Genomic DNA, 18,834 nt, shown 5'->3' on the forward strand with positions numbered 1-18,834 from the left:
GCAGGAAAGGTCAGCGGGAAACCGACTGCGGCGGCCGGGCCGGGTCGAAGGTCTTCATGATGCCGGAAATGCCGGGATAGTCCGCCAGCGCCTGCCGGGCTGCGGACGCGTCCTGCTGGTAGTTGATCCCCCGGAGGCTGTCGATGTAGCCCCACTTCACGAACTCGAAGTGCCCGATGTAGAGGATTTCTCCCGGCGAGACCGTAAAGAGGTAATTACCACGCGCCACCTCCGCCGCTGGATCGATATGAATGCGGGGATCGACGGTGAAATGCCAGGACTGCCCGCGGCCCCGGTAGTCCTTCTGCCCTTCTTTGGAGCGGACGAAGGTTGTCATCAGATGGGGAAATCCGGCCCCGATCAACGCATAGGCGCCGGGATCGACCTCCAGGACCGACACCTTCGGCGTCACGTAGGCGGGCTCTTCGGTGAACGCGCTGGCCACGATTGAGGTCTCAAAGGTCGCACCATCGGGAACCAGGCGCTCGGTGGCGGGGTCGTATTCCAACCAGAAGGTCGAGAAACTCCTACCGGCCCTGATCTCCTCCTGCTGCTCTTGGGTCACGCTGGTGCCCAGGATCACGATGGCCTTGTCGCTCGTGGCATCGAATGTCAGCGAGTGGGAGACACCGGGGGCGCCGCTGCAGCCCGACACCAAGGCGCCGGCAACCGCCAGCGCCGCCAGCCCGCGCCAAAAAGATCTCATGCCCAACCCCCATCAGGATCTGTCCGACATCACTTCGCGCAGCAAGCCGGAGCGGCCCCTTCGCGCGGAATACGATCTTTTTAGCGGCCCGCTCGTCCTTTTGGCTAGGCGCAATGCGCGCGGCTCGTTCAAGAAGGCGGGGGAATTCGCGCGGAAGGCGCGTCAGCTCGCGGTCTCGCGGCGCTCGGCGACGGCCTTGGGCAGGAAGAGGTAGTAGCTGCCCTTCTGCTTCATGCGCCCGGCCTCGGCCAGGGCCTCGTCGCCGGAGCCCCAGAAGAAGTCGCCGCGCACCGCGCCCTTGATGGCGCTGCCCACGTCCTGGGCCACCATGAGGCGCCGCAGCGGCCTGTCGGTCGCCGGCCAGGTGGTATCCAGCCACAGCGGCACGCCCAGCGGCAGCAGGGCGGAGTCCACCGCCAGGCTGCGCCCGGGGGTAAGCGCCACGCCCTGGGCGCCGATCGGCCCCTCACCGGTGATTTCGCGGAAGAAGATGTAGCGGGCGTTACGCTGCATGACCTCCTCGGCCTTCTGCGGATGGGCGCGCAGCCAGTCGCGGATCTTCTGCATGGAGGCGCTCTTGCGGTCGATCACCCCTTCGTCGATCAGCGCCCGGCCGATGGCGTAGAAGGGATGGCCGTTGGAGCCGGCGAAGCCGACCCGCGTCACCCGGCCGTCGGGGAAGACCACCCGGCCCGAGCCCTGCACGTGGAGGAAGAAGGCGTCCACCGGATCACCCGCCCAGACCAGCTCCAGCCCGCGGTCGGCCAGCGCGCCGGCATCGATCTCCTTGCGGGTCAGGTAGGGCACCAGGCGGCCGTCCTGGACCCGGCCGACCAGCTTCTCGCCGCGCAGGTCGGCGCGGAAGAGGGCGAGGTCGACGGTCACCAGGTCATCGGGGACCCGGTAAAGCGGTGTCGCCCCGGGGGCGTCGGGCCCGGCGGCGGCTTTCAATTCGGCTTCGTAATAACCGGTGAAGAGGCCCTCTCGCGCGCCCGCGTTGGAGACGGCGAAGGGCCGGAAATGCTGCTCCAGCGCGGCCCGCAGCGCCGCGTCATCGCCCGCCGTGATCTGGCCCAGGGCGTCGCAGGGCACGCGCCAGTCCGCCACGCTGCCGGCCAGGGCATCGGGTCCCACCGCGCGGTCATCGGGCTGAGCGAGCAGGCGCCCGCAGGAGCGGGTCAGCGCCGGCAGGGCCGCCGCCAGATCGTCCTCCTCCCAGCCGGGCAGGGCCGCGAAGTCCACCGGCTCCAGCAGCAGGGCGGGTTCGGCCGGCGGCAGCTCGGCCTCGGCCTTGGGGGGTTCGGGAGGCTCCTTCGGGGGCGCGGGCTCCTCGCCGCCGCAGGCCGCCAATAGCAGCCCCGCGAGCAGCAAGGCGCCGGCCAGCGGCGCGGCTTTCATTCCGGTCCCGATGCGGCCCATCGGGAAGGGCTCAATTGGGGCTGCGCGTGGCAACCAGCGCCCAGTTGGGGTCGCGGCTGCGGGTATTGCGGGCGAAGGTCCAGATGTCGGTGACCTTGGCGACGTGGTTGGGGTCGCCATCGACGATGCGGCCCTCGGCGTCGCGGGTCACGTTGACCTGCTCGGATACGAACTTCACGGTCACGAAGGCCGTCTTCTGCTGCATTTCGGCTTCGATGATCTCGGCCGAGGTGATGCCGATCAGCGTGGTCTCAAGGGTTTCCTTGTTCTCCTCGCGCTCCTTGATGGCGCCGGCGAAGTCGTCGTAGACCTCGTTGGCCAGCAGCGGGCGCAGGGTCTTCACGTCGGCCTGGGCGAAGGCGCCGACGATCATCTCGAAGGCGGCGCGCGCACCGCCGACGAACTCGCGCGGATCGAAATTGCGGTCGGCGAGCCTGATCTGGGTGATGCCGGCAGCCAGGGGGCTGTCGGCGATCTCTTCCTCCAGCGCCTCGGCCTCTTCCGGCGGGGCCTCGAAGACCTCGTCCTCGGCCAGGGGCCGGCCGGCCCCCCGCTCCCCCGCCCGATCGGGAAGCTGGATGACTTTATCGTCGCCGCTCTCGCCTTTGCGGTCCTCTGCCTGGGTGAAAGGATCATAGTCCGGTCGCTTCTCGTGACCGGTCCTCTTACCCAACACCGAGCGGAGCTTGAGGATAAAAAAGGCTGCGACCGCAGCGAGAATGACTATTTCTATGAAAGTGCCGTCGCTCATCCGTTCACATTCGTTGAGGCGCCCCCACTTATGGTACGCCGGGGCGGGCACTGGCGCGAGCTGGCTGGCGTTACCGCCGGGTGATGCGCATTATGTAGGTAATTGGTAGGGAAAGAGCAAGCATGGCCCTTATTCTCCTGGCCCTCTTTATCGGCCTGCCGCTGCTGGAAGTGGCGGTTTTCATCCAGGTCGGCGGGGCCATCGGTGTCTGGCCGACCATTGCCGCCACCATCGCCACGGCCTTGGCGGGCTCCCTGCTGCTGCGCGCCCAGGGCCTGGCCACGCTGATGCGCGCCCGCGCCCAGATGGACCAGGGCCAGCTGCCGGCCCGCGAGATGTTCGAGGGCGTCTGCCTGGTGCTGGCCGGCGCCCTGCTGCTGGTGCCGGGCTTCGTCACCGACGTGGTCGGTCTGCTTTTGTTCATCCCGCCTTTGCGCGAATTGCTGCGCCTGATGATCGCCCGCTACGTCGACGCCAAGGCCGCCCGCGGGGAGGCCCGGGTCTTTGTCGACGGCGTCGAGGTGCGGCCGGGCGGTCAGCAAAGGGGCGGTCGGGGGCGCGGCCCGGTGATCGACGGCGACTACCAGGACCTCTCGCCGGATGACGACAAAGGCGACGACGACGACCAGAACGGCCCGGATCTCAGGAGAATCGGCCGGTGATCCTGGTGCGTCATGGTCAGTCCCACTTCAACGTCCACTTCGCCAAGAGCCGTATCGACCCCGGCATCGTCGATCCGCGCCTGACCGAGGAGGGCGAGCGCCAGGCCCGCGAAGCCGGCGAAAGCCTGGCGGACTGCGGTATCCGGCGCATCGTCGCCAGCCCCTACTGGCGCACCCTGCACACCGCGGAGATCATCGCCGAGGCCCTGGGCCTGCCGGTCGATATCGACCCCCGGGTGCGCGAGCGCTATTCCTACACCTGCGACATCGGCAGCCAGCGCGCCGAATTGGCCCGCCGCTGGCCGCATTTCAGCTTTGGCGACCTGGCGGAACGCTGGTGGCCGCAGCAAGAGGAGAGCGAAGCCGCCCTGGCCGAGCGCTGCCGCGGCTTTCGCGACAGCCATGTCACCGAGGACAGCTGGGACGGCCTGCTGGTGGTGAGCCACTGGGGCTTCATCCGCGGATTGACCGGCCAGGCGGTGGGCAACGGCGCCGCCCTGCGTTTCGATCCGGTGGCCGGGGCCGCCGTGCCGGCCTTCTGAGGCCGCCGCCGGAAGTTGTCAGCCGCCGTTGTCTCGCCCCGTTGTCACCCCGGGCGATACGTGATAGCCAAGCCGCCTCGCGATCAAAGGAGCCGGATATGGCCGAAGAAGCCGCTCAGCCGCAGCTGACCATCAACACCCAGTACGTGAAGGATCACTCCTTCGAGAACCCCAATGCGCCGGGCATCTACGGCAGCATGCGAAACGGCAAGCCGGACATCAACGTCAGCGTCGACGTGACGCCGACGCATCTGCAGGACCAGGTCTACGAGGTGGTGCTGTCGCTGCGCGCCGAGGCCAAGATCGGCGAGACCGCGGCCTTTCTGGTGGAACTGGACTACGCGGCGGTGGTCAGCCTGGGCGCCGACCTGACCGAGCAGCTGCGCGAGCACCTGATCATGATCGAGGTGCCGCGCCACCTCTTCCCCTTCGCCCGCGCGATCCTGGCCGACGACACCCGCGACGGCGGCTTCCCGCCGCTGATGATGGGCCCGATCGACTTCGCCCAGCTCTACATGAGCCGCACGCAGGGCAGGGCCGCCAGCGAAGGCGCCGCCGAAGAAACTTCCGGCGAAGAGAGCTCCGTCAACGGGGCCAACGGCCAGGGTTAAGTCCCGCAATCCGGCGCTCAGACGCCACGCGGGGGATCTGCGCTCAAGCGCGCCAGAGCGGGTCGCTCAGCTTTTCCAGCATGGTCTCGTGGGCGGCCTTTTCCTCGGCGCTGGCCGCGTGGGGCCGCGGCGGCCGCACCTCGCGGTCGACCGGGGCGGCGGCGCGGGCCGTCTTGCGTTGGCTTTCCAGCACCAGGCCCGGCTGGCGGCCGCCGCGCAGTTCCAGGTAAACCTCCGCCAGCAGCTCGCAGTCCAGCAGCGCGCCGTGAAAGGTGCGCGCCGAGTTGTCGATCTCGAAGCGGCGGCAGAGCGCATCCAGGTTCACCTGGGCGCCGGGAAAGCGCTCGCGCGCCAGGGCCACGGTGTCGATGGCCCGCTCCATGGGAAGACGCTCCAGACCGGCGCTTTTCAGCTCGGCATTGAGGAACTTCATGTCGAAGCTGGCGTTGTGGATCACCAGCTTGGCGTCGCCAATGAAGTCGAGAAAGCTCTGGGCGACCTCGGGAAAGACCGGCTTGTCTTTCAGGAACTCCTCGCTGAGGCCGTGAATGCGCTCGGCCTCCGCCGGTATGTCGCGTTCCGGGTTGATGTATTCGCGGAAGGTGCGCCCGGTCGGGATGTGGTGCAGCAGCTCGAGGCCCGCGATCTCGACGATGCGGTGGCCGGCCGCCGGATCGAGGCCGGTGGTTTCGGTATCGAGAACGATCTCACGCATGGTGCTTTCCCCGACGGTTGGCAGTGGGGCGGATGGCGATGGGGCGGCGGCGCTGGGCCTCTTGCCGCAGCAGTGTGACGATGGCCGCGAGCTGGCGCAAGCTGTGGCCCTTGGTAAGACCGGTCTGCACCACGAAGTTGGCGCGCCGGCGCTTTTCCGCATCGGGCATCTGGTGGGCGAGAATGGCCTGCATCTTCGCCTCGGTCATACCCGGGCGCGAGAGCACGCGGGCGCGCTGCACCGCCGCCGGCGCCGAAACCACGATGACCGCATCGCAGAGCGCATCGCCGCCGGTTTCGAACAGCAGGGGGATGTCGAGCACCGCCAGCGGCAGATGCCGGCGCGCCTGCCTGGCGAGGAAAGCCCGCGCCTCGGCGCGGACCAGGGGATGCAGAATGGCTTCCAGCCGCTTCAGTTCGGCGTCGTCGCCCAGCACCTTGGCGCCCAGTAGGCCGCGGTCGATCGCACCGTCCTTCTCGACGCCGGGAAAGGCCGCCGCCACCTTCTTCACCGCAGCGCCGCCCCGCGCCATCAGGCGATGCACCGCCGCGTCGGCGTCGTGCACCGGCAGGCCGAGGCGCCGCAGCGCGGCCGCGGCCGTCGTCTTGCCCATGCCGATGGAACCGGTGAGGCCGACGACGAGCATGGCGGTCTAGTCTCCGCTCAACACGTAGGCGCGCAGCTGCGGCGTCACCTGCGGGTCGGTGCCGAACCAGGCGGCAAAGCAGGGCCGGCCCTGGTGCAGCAGCATGCCGAGACCGTCGACGGCGGTGCAGCCCTTGGCGCGGGCCTCGGCCAGCAGCGCCGTCTCCAGCGGGCTGTAGACCAGGTCGGCGACCACCGCGCCGGCTTCCAGGTCGCCAAGGGACATCTCGAGCGCGGGCTGGCCGCTCATCCCCAGGCTGGTGGAGTTGACCAGCAGTCCGGCGCCGTCCAGGGCGGCGCAGCGCTCCTCCCAGGCGCAGACGGTGACCGCATTGCCGAGATCGGCCGCCAGGCCTTCAGCACGCTCGCGGTTGCGGTTGCAGAGACGCAGCTCGGGCACCCCGGCGTCGAGCAGCCCCACGGCCACGGCCCGCGCGCCGCCGCCGGCGCCCAGCAGGACCGCCGGCGCCCGGGTTGCGTCATAGCCGGGCGCGCCCGCTTTCAGGTTCTCCATGAAGCCGAAAGAGTCCGTATTGGTACCGCTGATCTTCTCGCCGTCGAAAGTCAGCAGGTTGACCGCGCCGATGCGCCGCGCGATGTCGTCCACTTCGTCGCAGAGCCCCAGCACCGTCTGCTTGTGCGGGATGGTGACATTGACGCCGCGCAGGCCGGCGGCGGCGAGGCCGCGCACCGCCACCTCCACCCTGGCGGGCTGCACCGGCAGCGGCACATAGGCGCCGTCTATGCCGTGCTCGGCCAGCCAGTAGCCGTGCAGCCGCGGCGAGCGCGAATGGGAGACCGGCCAGCCGATGAGGCCCGCGACCTTGGCTTTGCCGGAAAGGGGAGGAAGCGAGACGGTCATGACGGCAGGGCCTTGTTCAGCCTGAGGAAGTCGAGCAGCGGCAGCAGCGGCAGGCCCAGCACTGTGAAGAAGTCGCCCTCGACCTTGTTGAAGAGCTGCGCGCCCAGGCCCTCAAGCTCATAGCCGCCGACGCTGGCGGTGACCACCGGGCCCGCGGCCTCGAGGTAGGCGTCGATGAAGGCGTCGCTCAAAGCGCGCATGGTGAGCTGCGCCGCGGCGTTGTGGTGCCACATGCGGCTGCCGTTGCGCACCACGCAGACGGCGGTCCAAAGGGTGTGGGTCTTGCCGCTCAAGGCGCGCAGCTGAGCGGCGGCGTGATCGCGGTCCGGCGGCTTGTCGAACCAGACATCGTTGCAGGAAAGCATCTGATCGGCGCCGATGACCAGCGCGCCGGAGTACTTCGCCGCGACGCGCTGCGCCTTCAGCTCGGCCAGGGTCTCGGCCACCTGGGCCGGAGTCGCGCCCTCGGCCTTCAGGGAAGCCTTTACGCCTTCCTCGTCCACCGCGGCGGCCTGGCAATGCATCTCCAGCCCGGCGGCCCGCAGCATCCGCGCGCGCGCGGCGCTGGCCGAGGCCAGCACCAGCGGCGGCGGCGCGGGGGCCATGAGGGCGCCCGGAAGTCCCGCTGCCTCGGCCATCACGCCTCCGCGCCGACGTGCTTGGCGTAGTAGTTCATGATGGTCGCCGCGGTTTCCTCGATCGAGCGGCGGGTGACGTCGATCAACGGCCAGCCGTGCTCGACGCAGAAGCGCCTGGCCTGGGCGATTTCCTGGCGCACGGCCTCCAGGTTCACGTAATCGGTTTCCTGGCGGTCGTCCGTCAGCATGCGCAGGCGGTTTTGGCGCACCTGCACCAGGCTGGCGGCGTCCTTGGTAAGACCGACGATGAGCGGCCCCTTGGCGCGCAGCAATTCCTCGGGCATGGGGCAGCCGGGCACCACCGGCACGTTGGCCGCCTTGATGCCTCGGTTGGCAAGGTACATGCAGGTCGGCGTCTTCGAGGTGCGCGACACGCCGACCAGGATGATGTCGGCCTTGTCGATGTCGCTGCAGTGCTGGCCGTCGTCGTGGGCCAGGGCGTAGGTCATGGCGTCCATGCGGCTGAAATATTCCGCATCGAGGACATGCTGCAGCCCCGGGGTGCCGCGGATCTCGACCCCGAAGTAATTGGCCAGGGCGTGGATCACCGGGTCCAGCACCGGAATGCAGGGCAGGCCCAGCGAGGCGCAGCAGGAGGTGAGCTGGTCGCGCAACTCACGGTTCACCATGGTATAGAGCACCGGACCGGGATTGGACTCGATGCCCTGCAGCACCTTGGTCATCATCCCGCGGGTACGCACCAGGCTCCAGACATGCTCGATGGGCTCGACACCGCCGAACTGCACCAGGCAGGCGCGCGCCACGGAGTTGATGGTCTCGCCCGTCGCATCGGAGACCAGGTGCAGGTGATGGCTCGTCATGCAGGCGACTCCGCCCGGCGGCGATCCCCGCCGCCGCACCGGAAGGGCTGTGCATGAATCGCCCCGACTGTGCGAATAACGGGGACAAGCCGCCCCTCGGCCTGCATCGAGAAAAAAGCCCTCACCTCAGCCTCGCAATGCTCCAGAACCTTCTTTCGTTCCGGACAGTTTCGCCCCACAGGCCGAACCGCTTCGGGATAGAACACCCGCCCCTCGACCTTTTCCCCGTTATCCCCTGCCTGCGGATTTGGCGCAAGGCGTGGGATCACCCTGGTTTTTACCACCCTTCGCCCACAGATAGAGGAGGCAAGAGCGCGTTTGCGGATGACTCGCGGGATAACCCGAAGGTCATCGGCAATCCCCAGGATTCACAGGGATCAACAGCAATCACAAAAAGCTTTTTAATAATTCTTTTAGGAAGAAGGGGGGTTTGCTCGGCCCACGGAAAAGTCCATCTTGTCGGACCTTGAGACCTCCTGAAACGTTCAGGCAGCGACCCGGAAAACAGATCTTCCTTCGATGACCCAGAGCCCCGAAACCCTTCCGCTTCCCGAAAAAGCCATGCTGCGCGCCCTGAAGGGCGAGACCCTGGCACGCCCGCCGGTGTGGCTGATGCGCCAGGCCGGGCGCTACCTGCCGGAGTATCGGGAACTGCGGGCCCGGGCCGAGGGCTTTCTCGATCTCTGCTACACGCCGGACTACGCGGTGGAGGTGACCCTGCAGCCGATCCGTCGCTACGGCTTCGATGCGGCGATCCTGTTCTCCGACATCCTGGTGGTGCCCCACGCCCTGGGCCAGAAGGTGTGGTTCGAGGAAGGCGTCGGGCCGCGGCTCGAGGCGCTGGAAAGGGCTGAGGACCTCGACCGGCTGGACCGCGCCGCCCTGCACGATCGCCTGGCCCCGGTCTATGAGACCGTCGGACGTCTGAGCCGGGAACTGCCGGCCGAGACCACGCTGATCGGCTTTGCCGGAGCGCCCTGGACCGTCGCCAGCTACATGCTGGAAGGCGGGTCCAGCAAGGACTTCGCCGCCGGCAAGCGTTGGGCCTATGGCGATCCCGCGGCCATGCAGCGGCTCATCGACCTGCTGGTGGCCGCCACCGGCGACTACCTCATCGCCCAGATCGATGCCGGTGCCGAGGCGTTGCAGATCTTTGATTCCTGGGCCGGGGTCTGGCCGGAGGCGCATCTGCGGCGCTGGTGCCTGGAGCCGGCCAAGGCGCTGGTGAAGCGCTTGAAGACCGAGCGGCCGGGCGTGCCGGTGATCCTCTTTCCGCGCGGCGCCGGGGTGCTGTACGAGACCTATGCCGCCGAGAGCGGCGCCGACGCTCTGGGCCTGGACACCACTGTGCCGCTGGCCTGGGCGCGCGAAACGCTGCAGTCGAAGGTCTGTCTGCAGGGCAATCTCGATCCTCTTCTGCTGGTCGCCGGCGGCGAGAGCCTGCGCAGCGGCGTCGACACGATCCTGCGGGAGCTTGGCGGCGGCCCCTTCGTTTTCAACCTGGGCCACGGCATCGTGCCGCAGACGCCGCCGGAGCATGTCGCCCGGTTGATGGAGCAGCTTCACGCCTGGCCTGGCGCGGGAGGCGGTGCGGGATGAGCAAGACGGCCGTTGTGCTGTTCAACCTCGGCGGGCCCGATCGCCGGGAAGCGGTGCAGCCCTTCCTCTTCAATCTCTTCTTCGATCCGGCGATCATTCGTCTGCCGCTGCCCCTGCGCTGGCTGCTGGCAAAGGTCATTTCGAAGAAGCGGGCGCCGCTGGCCGAGGAGATTTATCAGGAGATGGGGGGCGGCTCGCCTCTGCTGCCCAATACCGAAGCGCAGGCGGCGGCCCTGACCAAGGTCCTGCGCGAGCGCGGTCTGGGCGATGTGCAGGTCTTCATCGCCATGCGCTACTGGCGCCCACGGGCGTCGGAAACGGCCAGGCAGGTGGCCGCCTTCGCGCCGGACCAGGTGATCCTGCTGCCGCTCTATCCGCAGTATTCGACCACCACCTCGGCCTCCTCTCTGAAGGAATGGGAGAGTGAGGCGAGGGTGGCGGGTCTGACGGCGCCGAGCCGCAGCGTCTGCTGCTACCCGCAGGACGCCGGTTTCGTGGAGGCGACGGTGGTGCGTCTGCGCGAGGCCCTGCGCGAGGCCGGCCAGGATAAGCCGCCGCGGGTGCTGTTCTCCGCCCACGGCCTGCCCAGGAAGATCGTCGACCAGGGCGATCCCTACCAGTGGCAGGTGGAGCAGAGCGTCGCCGCGGTGGTGCGCCGGCTGGGCGAGGTGAACCTGGACTACCAGATCTGCTACCAGAGCCGCGTCGGCCCCCTGGAGTGGATCGGTCCGCCCACCGACGAGGAGATCGAGAAGGCGGCGCGCGAAGGGCGGACGATCGTCGTGGTGCCCATCGCCTTTGTTTCCGAGCATTCGGAAACCCTGGTGGAGTTGGACATCGAATACCGGAAGCTGGCGGAAAACGCCGGGGCGGCAGGCTATCTGCGGGTGCCGACGGTGATGGCCGACGCGCCCTTTATCGAAGGCCTGGCCGAGCTTGTGGTGGCCGCCGCCGGGGGGGAGCGGGCCATCTGTTCCCAGGCCGGCGACCGCATCTGCCCGGCGGAGTGGCGCGGCTGCCCCCAAACGGCGGGCGCCTGAGAAGAAAAACGAAGGGTATCAAGGTGTTATGGCGGGGTTTCTGGGCGAAGCCTATCTCTGGGTCAAGGCGGCGCACATCCTGGCGGTGATCGCCTGGATGGCCGGTTTCCTCTACTTGCCGCGGCTCTTCGTTTACCACTGCCGGGCCGAGCCCGGCTCGGTCCAGTCCGAGACTTTCAAGGTGATGGAGCGCCGCCTGCTGCGCGGCATCATGAACCCCTCGATGATCCTGGCCTGGATCCTGGGGCTGGCGCTGATGGTGAACATCGAGGCCTGGCAAGGAGGCTGGTTCCACGCCAAGGCGACGATGCTGGTGGTCCTGACCGTGCTGCACATGATGGCGGCGCGCTGGCGCAAGGACTTCGCGGCCGACGCCAACCGGCATTCCGAGCGCTTCTACCGCATCATGAACGAGGTGCCGGCGGTCCTCATGGTCGGCATCGTGATCATGGCGGTGGTGAAGCCGTTCTAGCGGCTCCGGCCGCGGCCCGCCGCCCGCACCGCTGCTGATCGGGCGCCGATCGGGGCCCAGGCCGCTTGACTTCGGGCGCGCCTTGCATTAACGGTCTGGAATCTTCTGAACCTTGCCGTCCGGCAAAGTGCGTCCCATATATGGTTAACGAATAGGTAACCAGCCAAGCGTAGGCTGCAGTTTACATACCTCCCCCGCGTTGCGGTTTTAATCCCGCATTCCTGGCACCTTCTCCAGCAGCATGCGCTCTGGTCCAGGCCCGATCCAAAATCTTCCCCTTTCCGACTAATGCGAGCACAGGCGTAAGCGCCCATGAACCTTCAAGAACTGAAAGCCAAGAGTCCGGCCGATCTCTTGGCCTTTGCCGAGGAACTGGAAATCGAGAACGCGAGCACCCTGCGCAAGCAGGACATGATGTTCGCGATCCTGAAGCACCTGGCCGACAACGACCAGCCGATCTACGGCGGCGGGGTGCTGGAAATCCTGCAGGACGGCTTCGGCTTCCTGCGCTCGCCGGAATCGAACTACCTGGCAGGGCCGGACGACATCTACGTGAGCCCCAGCCAGGTGCGCCGCTTCGGCCTGCGCACCGGCGACACGGTGGAAGGGCAGATCCGCTCGCCCAAGGACGGCGAGCGCTACTTCGCCCTGCTGAAGGTCAGCCAGATCAACTTCGATCCGCCGGAGAACTCGCGCCACCGCATCAACTTCGACAACCTGACGCCGCTGTATCCGGACGACCGCATCAAGCTGGAAGTCGAGGACCCGACCATCAAGGACCTGACGCCGCGGGTCATCGACCTGACGGCGCCGATCGGCAAGGGCCAGCGCGCCCTCATCGTCGCGCCGCCGCGCACCGGCAAGACGATGATCCTGCAGAACATCGCCCAGTCCATCGCCAAGAACCATCCGGAGATCTTCCTCATCGTGCTGCTCATCGACGAGCGCCCCGAGGAAGTGACCGACATGGACCGCTCGGTCCAGGGCGAGGTGGTGAGTTCCACCTTCGACGAGCCGGCCCAGCGCCACGTGCAGGTCGCCGAGATGGTGATCGAAAAGGCCAAGCGCCTGGTCGAGCACAAGAAGGACGTGGTGATCCTGCTGGACTCCATCACCCGCCTGGCCCGCGCCTACAACACCGTGGTGCCGTCCTCGGGCAAGGTGCTGACCGGTGGTGTCGACGCCAACGCCCTGCAGCGTCCGAAGCGCTTCTTCGGCGCCGCGCGCAACATCGAGGAAGGCGGTTCGCTGACCATCATCGCCACCGCGCTGATCGATACCGGCAGCCGCATGGACGAGGTCATCTTCGAAGAGTTCAAGGGCACCGGTAACAGCGAAATCGTCCTCGACCGCAAGCTGGCCGACAAGCGCACCTTCCCGGCCATCGACATCGGCAAGTCCGGCACCCGTAAGGAAGAGCTGCTGGTGGACAAGGGCACCCTGTCGAAGATGTGGGTGCTGCGCCGCATCCTCATGCCGATGGGCGTTACGGACTCCATCGACTTCCTGGTCGACAAGCTGAAGCACCAGAAGACCAACCAGGACTTCTTCGATTCCATGAATCAGTAAGCCTGGGAATCAGTAGTCCGCGAAAAGATCGCGCGCAAAGAAAACCCGGAGCGGATCTCTCGCTCCGGGTTTTTTCTTGTCCTGGTGAGGCAGGATGCGGATCAGTCGCCGGGCTGCGGGCCGTCGTAGCCTTCGATGATGACGAGGTCGCTTTCCGAAGCGTTCTGCCGGAACCCCATCGCCTTCTGATAGGCCGGCGAGCGGTAGCAGGCCAGTGCCGCGTCGTAGCTGGGGAACTCGATCACCACGTTGCGGCTGCGCGACCCGCCTTCGACGGTTTCGAACTGCCCGGCGCGCACCAGGAAGCGCGCGCCGTATTCCTTGAAGGCTTCCGCGTTGGCGGCGACGTACTTCTTGTAGGCCTCCGCGTCCTGCACGTCGACGCGCGCCACCCAATATCCCTTGGCCATGTCCTTTTCCTTCTTGGCTACGGCAACAGCACGGTGGAGCCGGTGGTCTTGCGCGCTTCCAGATCGCGGTGCGCCTGGGCGGTTTCGCTCAAGGGGTAGGTCTGGTTCACCTCGATCTTCACCTTGCCGGAGGCCACCTTGTCGAAGAGCGCCGCGGCCGAGGCCTCCAGCTCCTCGCGCTTGGCGTTGTAGACCATGAGCGAGGGCCGCGTGAGATAGAGGCAGCCCTTCTTGGCCAGCACCTGCGGATCGAGCGGCGGCACCGGGCCCGAAGCCGCGCCGAAGAGCACCATCATGCCGCGCGGCCTGAGGCAGTCGAGCGAGCCGTCGAAGGTGTCCTTGCCGACCGAGTCATAGACGACAGGCACGCCGGCGCCGTCGGTCAGTTCCTTCACCCGCTCGACGAAGTTTTCGCTGCGGTAGTTGATGGTGTGGTGGCAGCCGTGCGCCTTGGCGAGCTCGGCTTTCTCTTCCGAGCCCACGGTGCCAATGACGGTGGCGCCGATGCTGTTCAGCCATTGGCAGGCGATGAGGCCGACGCCGCCGGCGGCGGCGTGGAACAGCACCGAGTCGCCCTTCGACACCTTGAAGGTGCGCTGCACGAGATACTCGACGGTCATGCCCTGCAGCATCATGGCCGCGGCAGTCTGGTCGTCGATGCTGTCGGGCAGCTTCACCAGGCGGTGCCAGGGCATGATCCGCGCCTCGGCATAGGCGCCCGGCGGCAGGTCGGCATAGGCGACGCGGTCGCCGGGCTTGAAGGCCGCAACGCCGTCACCGACCGCCTCCACCACGCCCATGCCTTCCATGCCGATGGCCGCGGGGTAGTCCAGCGGGTAGGCGCCCATGCGGTGGTAGACGTCGATGTAGTTGAGTCCGCAGGCCTTCTGCTGCAGCAGCACCTCTCCTGGCCCGGGGGCCGGCACCTCCACGTCTTCGTACTTGAGGACTTCGGGGCCGCCTGGTTCGTGAATGCGGATTGCCTTGGCCATTACGCGAGATGCTCCTTGAAGAAACTGATCGTGCGGCCATTGGCGAGAGTCGCCGCCGCCCGGTTGTAGTGTTGACCGCCGCGGCGCGCGAAGGCGTGGTCCTGGCCGTTGTAGACATGGACGGTGACGTCGGCGTGAGACGCCAGGGTGTCTTTCACCGTGGCGATTTCCTCGGCCGAGGAGAACTGGTCCTGCTCGGCTATGTGCAGCATCAGCGGCTTGGTGATGTTGCCGGCCTCGCCCAGCAGGTCGCCCAGGCCGACGCCGTAGTAGCCCACGTTGGCGTCGGCATCGGAGCGCGTGGCCATGAGGAAGGCGATCTTGCCGCCCAGGCAGTAGCCGACGGAGCCGACCTTGCCGTTGCAGGCGTCATGGACGCGCAGCGCCGCCAGTGTCGCCTTCATGTCCTCGATGCCCTTGTCGACGTTGAACAGACCGAAGAGCTCGAAGGCTCGGTCCCATTCCGCCTGCGTCTTGTCGGTGATGTCGATGCCGGGTTGGATGCGCCAGAAAAGATCGGGGCAGACGGCGACGAAGCCCTGGCTGGCGAGCCAGTCGCAGGTTTCGCGCATGACCTGATTGACGCCGAAGATCTCCTGGGCGACGACGACGCCCGGCGCCGCGTCCAACTGCCTGGGCACAGCTAGATAGGCGTTGAAGCTGCCGTCCGGCACTCTGATGGTGAGTTCAGCCATGACCTTCCCCTTGTTTGCTTCCCAAGTCCTGCATTTCCCTTGGCCGGTCGGGGCGCGCGGGCTTCCCGCCAGCCGTATTGCGAACTTTGCCTTAGCCTAGCCGAAAGCCGGCGCCCGCGCAGCGGCAGCGCGGGGGCTATAGCGGCAGGGCGTGCTGCAGCGGCCAGGCGCCTTCCAGGGTCAGCAGGAAGGCCTTGGTCTCGGGACCCTTGCCGCCGGAGAAACCGCCGAGCTGACGGTCGGCGGCGAGCACGCGGTGGCAGGGGATGAAGATCGGAATGGGATTGGCCCCGCAGGCGGTGCCGACGGCGCGCGCGATGCCGCCGGTCGCCTGCGCCAGATCGCCGTAGGACTTTGTCTGGCCGTAAGGGATGGCCAGCATTTCGCGCCACACCGCGCGCTGGAACTCGCTGCCGCGCGGCTTCAGCGGCAGGTCGAAATCGCGGCGCCCGCCGGCGAAGTACTCGCGCAATTGCTGCGCAGCATTTTGCAGCAGGGGCGTCGCATTATTTTCATGCTGCGATGCAGCAATACGCCCCGAGGCATCCCATGTGACGGCGATGATGGCGCCGTTTTCCTCGGTGAGGGTCACCGGGCCGGTCTCGGTCTCGACGGTGAGGCGCTGGCGGGTCATAGCGGATTTTCGCGCGGAGCGAGGGCCGCGGCAAGGGCGCCGGGATCGGTGAGCGGCAGGGAGCAGCTCGGGCCGTGGCAGACGTAGGCGGTGGCTTTCCCGTCGACCTGGCCCTTGCCGGCGGCGGGGTGATCCGCCGGCAGGCTCTCACCCGGGGCCAGCACCTGGAGCACCCGGTTGGGCAGGCAACGCTCGGTGACGGTTTTCACCAGGGCTGCGGTCTCCGGTGCGCCGCCGTCGCCGACGACGACGACCTGCACCGCGCTCTCAAGGATTTCGGCGCCGTTCAGGAGGCTGGCCAGGGGGAAGAAGTTGCGCAGCAACTCGCCCGAAAAGGCAGTGACCAGGGCCTCGGCCCGCTCCCGGTAGGCCGCCTTGCCGGTCAGGTAGAAGAGCCGCGCCAGCACCGCCAGGATTGTTCCGTTGCCGGAAGGAGTGGCGTTGTCGTAGACCGTCTTGGTGCGGACGATGAGATCCGAGGCGTCGTCGGCGGTGAGGAAGTAGCCGCCCTGTTCGGCGTCCCAGTAGTGGCGGTCCAGGGTTTCACACCAGGCCTCGGCCTGTTCCAGGTAGGCGGCCTTGCCGGTCGCCTCATAGAGGGCGACGGCGGCGCCGGCCATGTTGGCGTAGTCGTCCAGGGTCGCCGGGTGCTTCAACTGGCCGTGGCGCCAGGCGTGGTGGAGCCGATCGCCGCGGACCATTTCCCGAGTGACGAAAGCGAAGGCGGTCTCGGCCGCTGCCAGCCAGGCGGGCTCGCCGAAGACCGGCGCCGCTTCGGCCAGGGCGGTGATCATGAGGCCGTTCCAATCGGCCAGCACCTTGTCGTCCCAGCCGGGCCAGACCCGCTTGCTGCGCGCGGCCAGCAGCTTTTCGCGGGCGGCGGCAAGCCGGGCCTCGGTCGCGGCGTCGGCCGGCTCCGGCGCGGCCGAGCGGTTGAGGATGGTCTTGCCTTCCCAGTTGCCGCCGGGGCGCACATCGTAGTGCTGCATGAAGAGTGTCGCCTCGGCGCCCAGCAGGGCGTCGATTTCCTCGGCGCTCCAGACGTAGAACCTGCCTTCCTCGCCCTCGCTGTCGGCGTCCAGGGTCGCGGCGAAGGCGCCGCAGGGCCGGCTCCCGCTGCCGTCGGCATCGGCGATCATCTCGCGCAGCACCCAGGCGACAGTCTCGCGCGCCCGCTGCTCGTAGAGGGGCTTGCGCGTGTCCTGCCACAGCCAGGTCAGCACCTCGAGCAGTTGGGCGTTGTCGTAGAGCATCTTCTCGAAGTGCGGCACCAGCCAGTAAGCGTCCACGGCATAGCGGGCGAAGCCGCCGCCCAGGTGGTCGTAGATACCGCCCTGGGCCATCCTGGTCATGGTCAGTTCCACCGCTTCACGCAGGGCCGTGTCGCCGCTGCGCTTCCAGGCGCGCCACAGCAGTTTCAGGATGTTGGGCTGCGGGAATTTCGGGGCGCCGCCGATGCCGCCGTTGGCCTGGTCGATCTCGCCCAGCAGGCGCTGGGCCACCTGGTCGAGGGCGGAGAGCGGCACGGCCTCGCCGCGCTGGTTCTGCGACAGCTTGCCCAGCGCGTCCTTCAGCGCGGTGGTGTTCTTTTCGATGCGCGCCTTGTCGTTGGCGTAGATCTCCGCCACCGCCTTCAGCACCTGCGGGAAGCCCGGGCGGCCGTAGCGCGGCTCCGGCGGGAAGTAGGTGCCGCCCCAGAAGGGTTCGCCCTCGGGGGTCAGGAACATGGTGAGCGGCCAGCCGCCGTGCTCGCCCAGCAGCGCCAGGGCGGACTGGTAGATGCTGTCGACGTCCGGGCGCTCTTCGCGGTCGACCTTGATGTTGACGAAGAGCTCGTTCATCAGCTGGGCGATGTCCGGGTCTTCGAAGCACTCGTGCGCCATGACGTGGCACCAGTGGCAGGCGGCGTAGCCGACGGAGAGCAGGACCGGCTTGTTGGCGGCGCGGGCCTCGGCGAAGGCTGCGTCTCCCCAGGCCTGCCAGGCGACGGGGTTGTCGCGGTGCTGCAGCAGGTAGGGGCTGGTTTCCGCCCCGAGCCGGTTGCCGGGGGATGCGGGGGTCTCGGTCGGCGGGGTCTGCGGGGCGTCGGCCTCGGCCATCTGCGGGTCTGTCCCTCTGTCGGCGCTGCATCGGCGCTGCGCACTGGCGCGGCGCGGAAAAAAGCAGCCGCCCCCCGGGGCGTGGTCGTGGCTGGGGATTGCGGCGGCTGGTGGCTGGCATGTAGTCTCAGGTTTTCTATTTGGGCCGTAGGTCCTTGTTGGCTCAACCATAAATGCTGAATGGGTTTGTCTTGGCGGGACGCGGCGGGGACCGTCCGCGGGAGCGCCGGCCACAGAGTGCCGCTCCGATGATCTTTTGCAGGGAAGGGCGACGGCGATGAAGATTCACATCGATATAGAATGCACGCCGGAGGAGGCCCGCGCCTTTCTGGGGCTGCCGGACGTGGCGCCCATGCAGGAGGCGCTGATGGCCGAGCTGCAGAAGCGGATGATGGCCAACATGCAGGCCATGGAGCCGGAACAGCTGTTCAAGACCTGGCTGCCCGCCGGCCTGCAGGGCTGGGAGCAGCTGCAGAAGGCCTTCTGGGCCCAGATGTCAAGCGGGGCATCCGGGAAAACCGAGGAAAAACAATAGGGTATGGATGATTCCGTGAAAGAGGAGGGCTTGCGACAGGACGTCGGAGAAAGCCCCGGCGGCGATCCGGCACCCTATTTCCGCTGCCATGTCTTCTGTTGCATGAACGAGCGCCCGCCGGGCCACGAGCGCGGCTGCTGCAAGGAGAAAGGTGCCGTGCGCCTGCGCAACTACCTGAAGGCGCGGGCCAAGGAGCTGGGTCTGGAAGGGCTGCGCATCAACCAGTCCGGCTGCCTGGACCGCTGCGAGCTCGGCCCGGTCATGGTGATCTACCCTGAAGGGGTCTGGTACCACTACCGCAGCATCGAAGACGCCGAGGAGATCCTGCAGACCCATCTGGTCGAGGGCGGCCGGGTGGAACGTTTGATGTTGAAGCCCGGCGACGAGACGCCGCCGGGCGATTAGCGCCCGCGGCGC

General features: G+C 67.6%; 22 protein-coding genes. 9 read left to right on the forward strand and 13 right to left on the reverse strand.

All coding sequences use genetic code 11. The features are described 5' to 3' along the window. Positions 1-10: 10 nt before the first annotated feature. From H7X47_RS01110 to H7X47_RS01120, 3 genes are all read right to left on the reverse strand, one after another. Complete coding sequence (locus H7X47_RS01110) at positions 11-706, reverse strand: hypothetical protein (protein ID WP_193366769.1); 696 nt, start codon at positions 704-706, stop codon at positions 11-13. 162 nt (positions 707-868) lie between these two features. Continuing rightward, positions 869-2,104, reverse strand: a complete 1,236-nt coding sequence (gene mltA, locus H7X47_RS01115; protein WP_193366770.1) for a murein transglycosylase A — start codon at positions 2,102-2,104, stop codon at positions 869-871. 31 nt (positions 2,105-2,135) lie between these two features. Next, the gene (locus tag H7X47_RS01120) at positions 2,136-2,801 is read right to left on the reverse strand and encodes a Tim44/TimA family putative adaptor protein (RefSeq protein ID WP_437126521.1); all 666 of its coding nucleotides are present in this window, start codon (positions 2,799-2,801) and stop codon (positions 2,136-2,138) included. Between the two features lie 197 nt (positions 2,802-2,998). Here H7X47_RS01120 and H7X47_RS01125 point away from each other — a divergent pair, with 197 nt between their 5' ends. The 3 genes from H7X47_RS01125 (at position 2,999) to secB (ending at position 4,691) form a co-directional block, all read left to right on the forward strand. Next, positions 2,999-3,538, forward strand: a complete 540-nt coding sequence (locus H7X47_RS01125) for an FxsA family protein (RefSeq protein ID WP_193366772.1) — start codon at positions 2,999-3,001, stop codon at positions 3,536-3,538. Next, positions 3,535-4,080: a histidine phosphatase family protein gene (locus H7X47_RS01130; RefSeq protein WP_193366773.1), complete on the forward strand. Its 546-nt coding sequence runs from the start codon at positions 3,535-3,537 to the stop codon at positions 4,078-4,080. Before H7X47_RS01125 ends, H7X47_RS01130 begins: the two co-directional genes overlap by 4 nt. Before the next feature lie 98 nt (positions 4,081-4,178). Further along, positions 4,179-4,691: a protein-export chaperone SecB gene (gene secB, locus H7X47_RS01135; protein ID WP_193366774.1), complete on the forward strand. Its 513-nt coding sequence runs from the start codon at positions 4,179-4,181 to the stop codon at positions 4,689-4,691. A 43-nt stretch (positions 4,692-4,734) separates the two neighbouring features. Here secB and dnaQ read toward each other — a convergent pair whose 3' ends face one another. From dnaQ to H7X47_RS01160, 5 genes are read right to left on the reverse strand one after another with little or no spacing between them, the layout of a single operon-like run. Next, complete coding sequence (dnaQ, locus tag H7X47_RS01140) at positions 4,735-5,406, reverse strand: DNA polymerase III subunit epsilon (RefSeq protein ID WP_193366775.1); 672 nt, start codon at positions 5,404-5,406, stop codon at positions 4,735-4,737. After that, positions 5,399-6,052 (reverse strand): dephospho-CoA kinase, encoded by a 654-nt coding sequence (gene coaE / locus H7X47_RS01145; protein WP_193366776.1) that lies wholly within the window; start codon positions 6,050-6,052, stop codon positions 5,399-5,401. The genes dnaQ and coaE overlap by 8 nt, the downstream gene beginning before the upstream one ends. 6 nt (positions 6,053-6,058) lie before the next feature. Continuing rightward, entirely contained in the window at positions 6,059-6,913 is an 855-nt protein-coding gene (locus H7X47_RS01150) for a shikimate dehydrogenase (RefSeq protein WP_193366777.1), read from the reverse strand. Beyond that, a complete protein-coding gene (locus H7X47_RS01155; protein ID WP_227010104.1) occupies positions 6,910-7,551 on the reverse strand; it encodes a Maf family protein in 642 nt (213 codons plus the stop codon). Before H7X47_RS01155 ends, H7X47_RS01150 begins: the two co-directional genes overlap by 4 nt. Next, entirely contained in the window at positions 7,551-8,372 is an 822-nt protein-coding gene (locus H7X47_RS01160; protein ID WP_193366778.1) for a pyruvate, water dikinase regulatory protein, read from the reverse strand. Before H7X47_RS01160 ends, H7X47_RS01155 begins: the two co-directional genes overlap by 1 nt. A gap of 519 nt (positions 8,373-8,891) precedes the next feature. Here H7X47_RS01160 and hemE point away from each other — a divergent pair. From hemE to rho, 4 genes are all read left to right on the forward strand, one after another. Continuing rightward, on the forward strand, positions 8,892-9,971 hold the full coding sequence (gene hemE, locus H7X47_RS01165; protein ID WP_227010105.1) for a uroporphyrinogen decarboxylase: 1,080 nt from the start codon (positions 8,892-8,894) through the stop codon (positions 9,969-9,971). Further along, on the forward strand, positions 9,968-11,011 hold the full coding sequence (hemH, locus tag H7X47_RS01170; protein ID WP_193366779.1) for a ferrochelatase: 1,044 nt from the start codon (positions 9,968-9,970) through the stop codon (positions 11,009-11,011). Before hemE ends, hemH begins: the two co-directional genes overlap by 4 nt. Before the next feature lie 28 nt (positions 11,012-11,039). Continuing rightward, complete coding sequence (gene hemJ / locus H7X47_RS01175; RefSeq protein ID WP_193366780.1) at positions 11,040-11,483, forward strand: protoporphyrinogen oxidase HemJ; 444 nt, start codon at positions 11,040-11,042, stop codon at positions 11,481-11,483. 312 nt (positions 11,484-11,795) lie between these two features. After that, positions 11,796-13,052: a transcription termination factor Rho gene (rho, locus tag H7X47_RS01180; RefSeq protein WP_193366781.1), complete on the forward strand. Its 1,257-nt coding sequence runs from the start codon at positions 11,796-11,798 to the stop codon at positions 13,050-13,052. A 101-nt stretch (positions 13,053-13,153) separates the two neighbouring features. Here the strand turns inward: rho and H7X47_RS01185 are convergent, their stop codons facing one another. From H7X47_RS01185 to H7X47_RS01205, 5 genes are all read right to left on the reverse strand, one after another. Then, positions 13,154-13,462 (reverse strand): DUF1330 domain-containing protein, encoded by a 309-nt coding sequence (locus H7X47_RS01185; RefSeq protein ID WP_193366782.1) that lies wholly within the window; start codon positions 13,460-13,462, stop codon positions 13,154-13,156. Between the two features lie 17 nt (positions 13,463-13,479). Further along, positions 13,480-14,454 carry a quinone oxidoreductase family protein gene (locus tag H7X47_RS01190; protein ID WP_193366783.1) on the reverse strand — a complete coding sequence of 325 codons (975 nt, stop codon included), beginning with the start codon at positions 14,452-14,454 and terminating at the stop codon, positions 13,480-13,482. Continuing rightward, positions 14,454-15,149 carry a dienelactone hydrolase family protein gene (locus H7X47_RS01195; protein ID WP_193366784.1) on the reverse strand — a complete coding sequence of 232 codons (696 nt, stop codon included), beginning with the start codon at positions 15,147-15,149 and terminating at the stop codon, positions 14,454-14,456. Before H7X47_RS01195 ends, H7X47_RS01190 begins: the two co-directional genes overlap by 1 nt. 136 nt (positions 15,150-15,285) lie before the next feature. Further along, the gene (locus H7X47_RS01200; protein WP_193366785.1) at positions 15,286-15,783 is read right to left on the reverse strand and encodes a methylated-DNA--[protein]-cysteine S-methyltransferase; all 498 of its coding nucleotides are present in this window, start codon (positions 15,781-15,783) and stop codon (positions 15,286-15,288) included. Further along, complete coding sequence (locus tag H7X47_RS01205; RefSeq protein ID WP_193366786.1) at positions 15,780-17,882, reverse strand: thioredoxin domain-containing protein; 2,103 nt, start codon at positions 17,880-17,882, stop codon at positions 15,780-15,782. Before H7X47_RS01205 ends, H7X47_RS01200 begins: the two co-directional genes overlap by 4 nt. Positions 17,883-18,159: 277 nt before the next feature. On the opposite strand from H7X47_RS01205, the gene H7X47_RS01210 reads away from it, so the two are divergent. Next, a complete protein-coding gene (locus H7X47_RS01210) occupies positions 18,160-18,417 on the forward strand; it encodes a DUF6489 family protein (protein ID WP_193366787.1) in 258 nt (85 codons plus the stop codon). Positions 18,418-18,420: 3 nt separating this feature from the next. Then, positions 18,421-18,822 carry a (2Fe-2S) ferredoxin domain-containing protein gene (locus H7X47_RS01215; protein WP_227010106.1) on the forward strand — a complete coding sequence of 134 codons (402 nt, stop codon included), beginning with the start codon at positions 18,421-18,423 and terminating at the stop codon, positions 18,820-18,822. Positions 18,823-18,834: the final 12 nt, after the last annotated feature.

The sequence above is a fragment of the Pelagibius marinus genome (genome assembly GCF_014925385.1).
GTDB lineage: Bacteria > Pseudomonadota > Alphaproteobacteria > Kiloniellales > Kiloniellaceae > Pelagibius > Pelagibius marinus.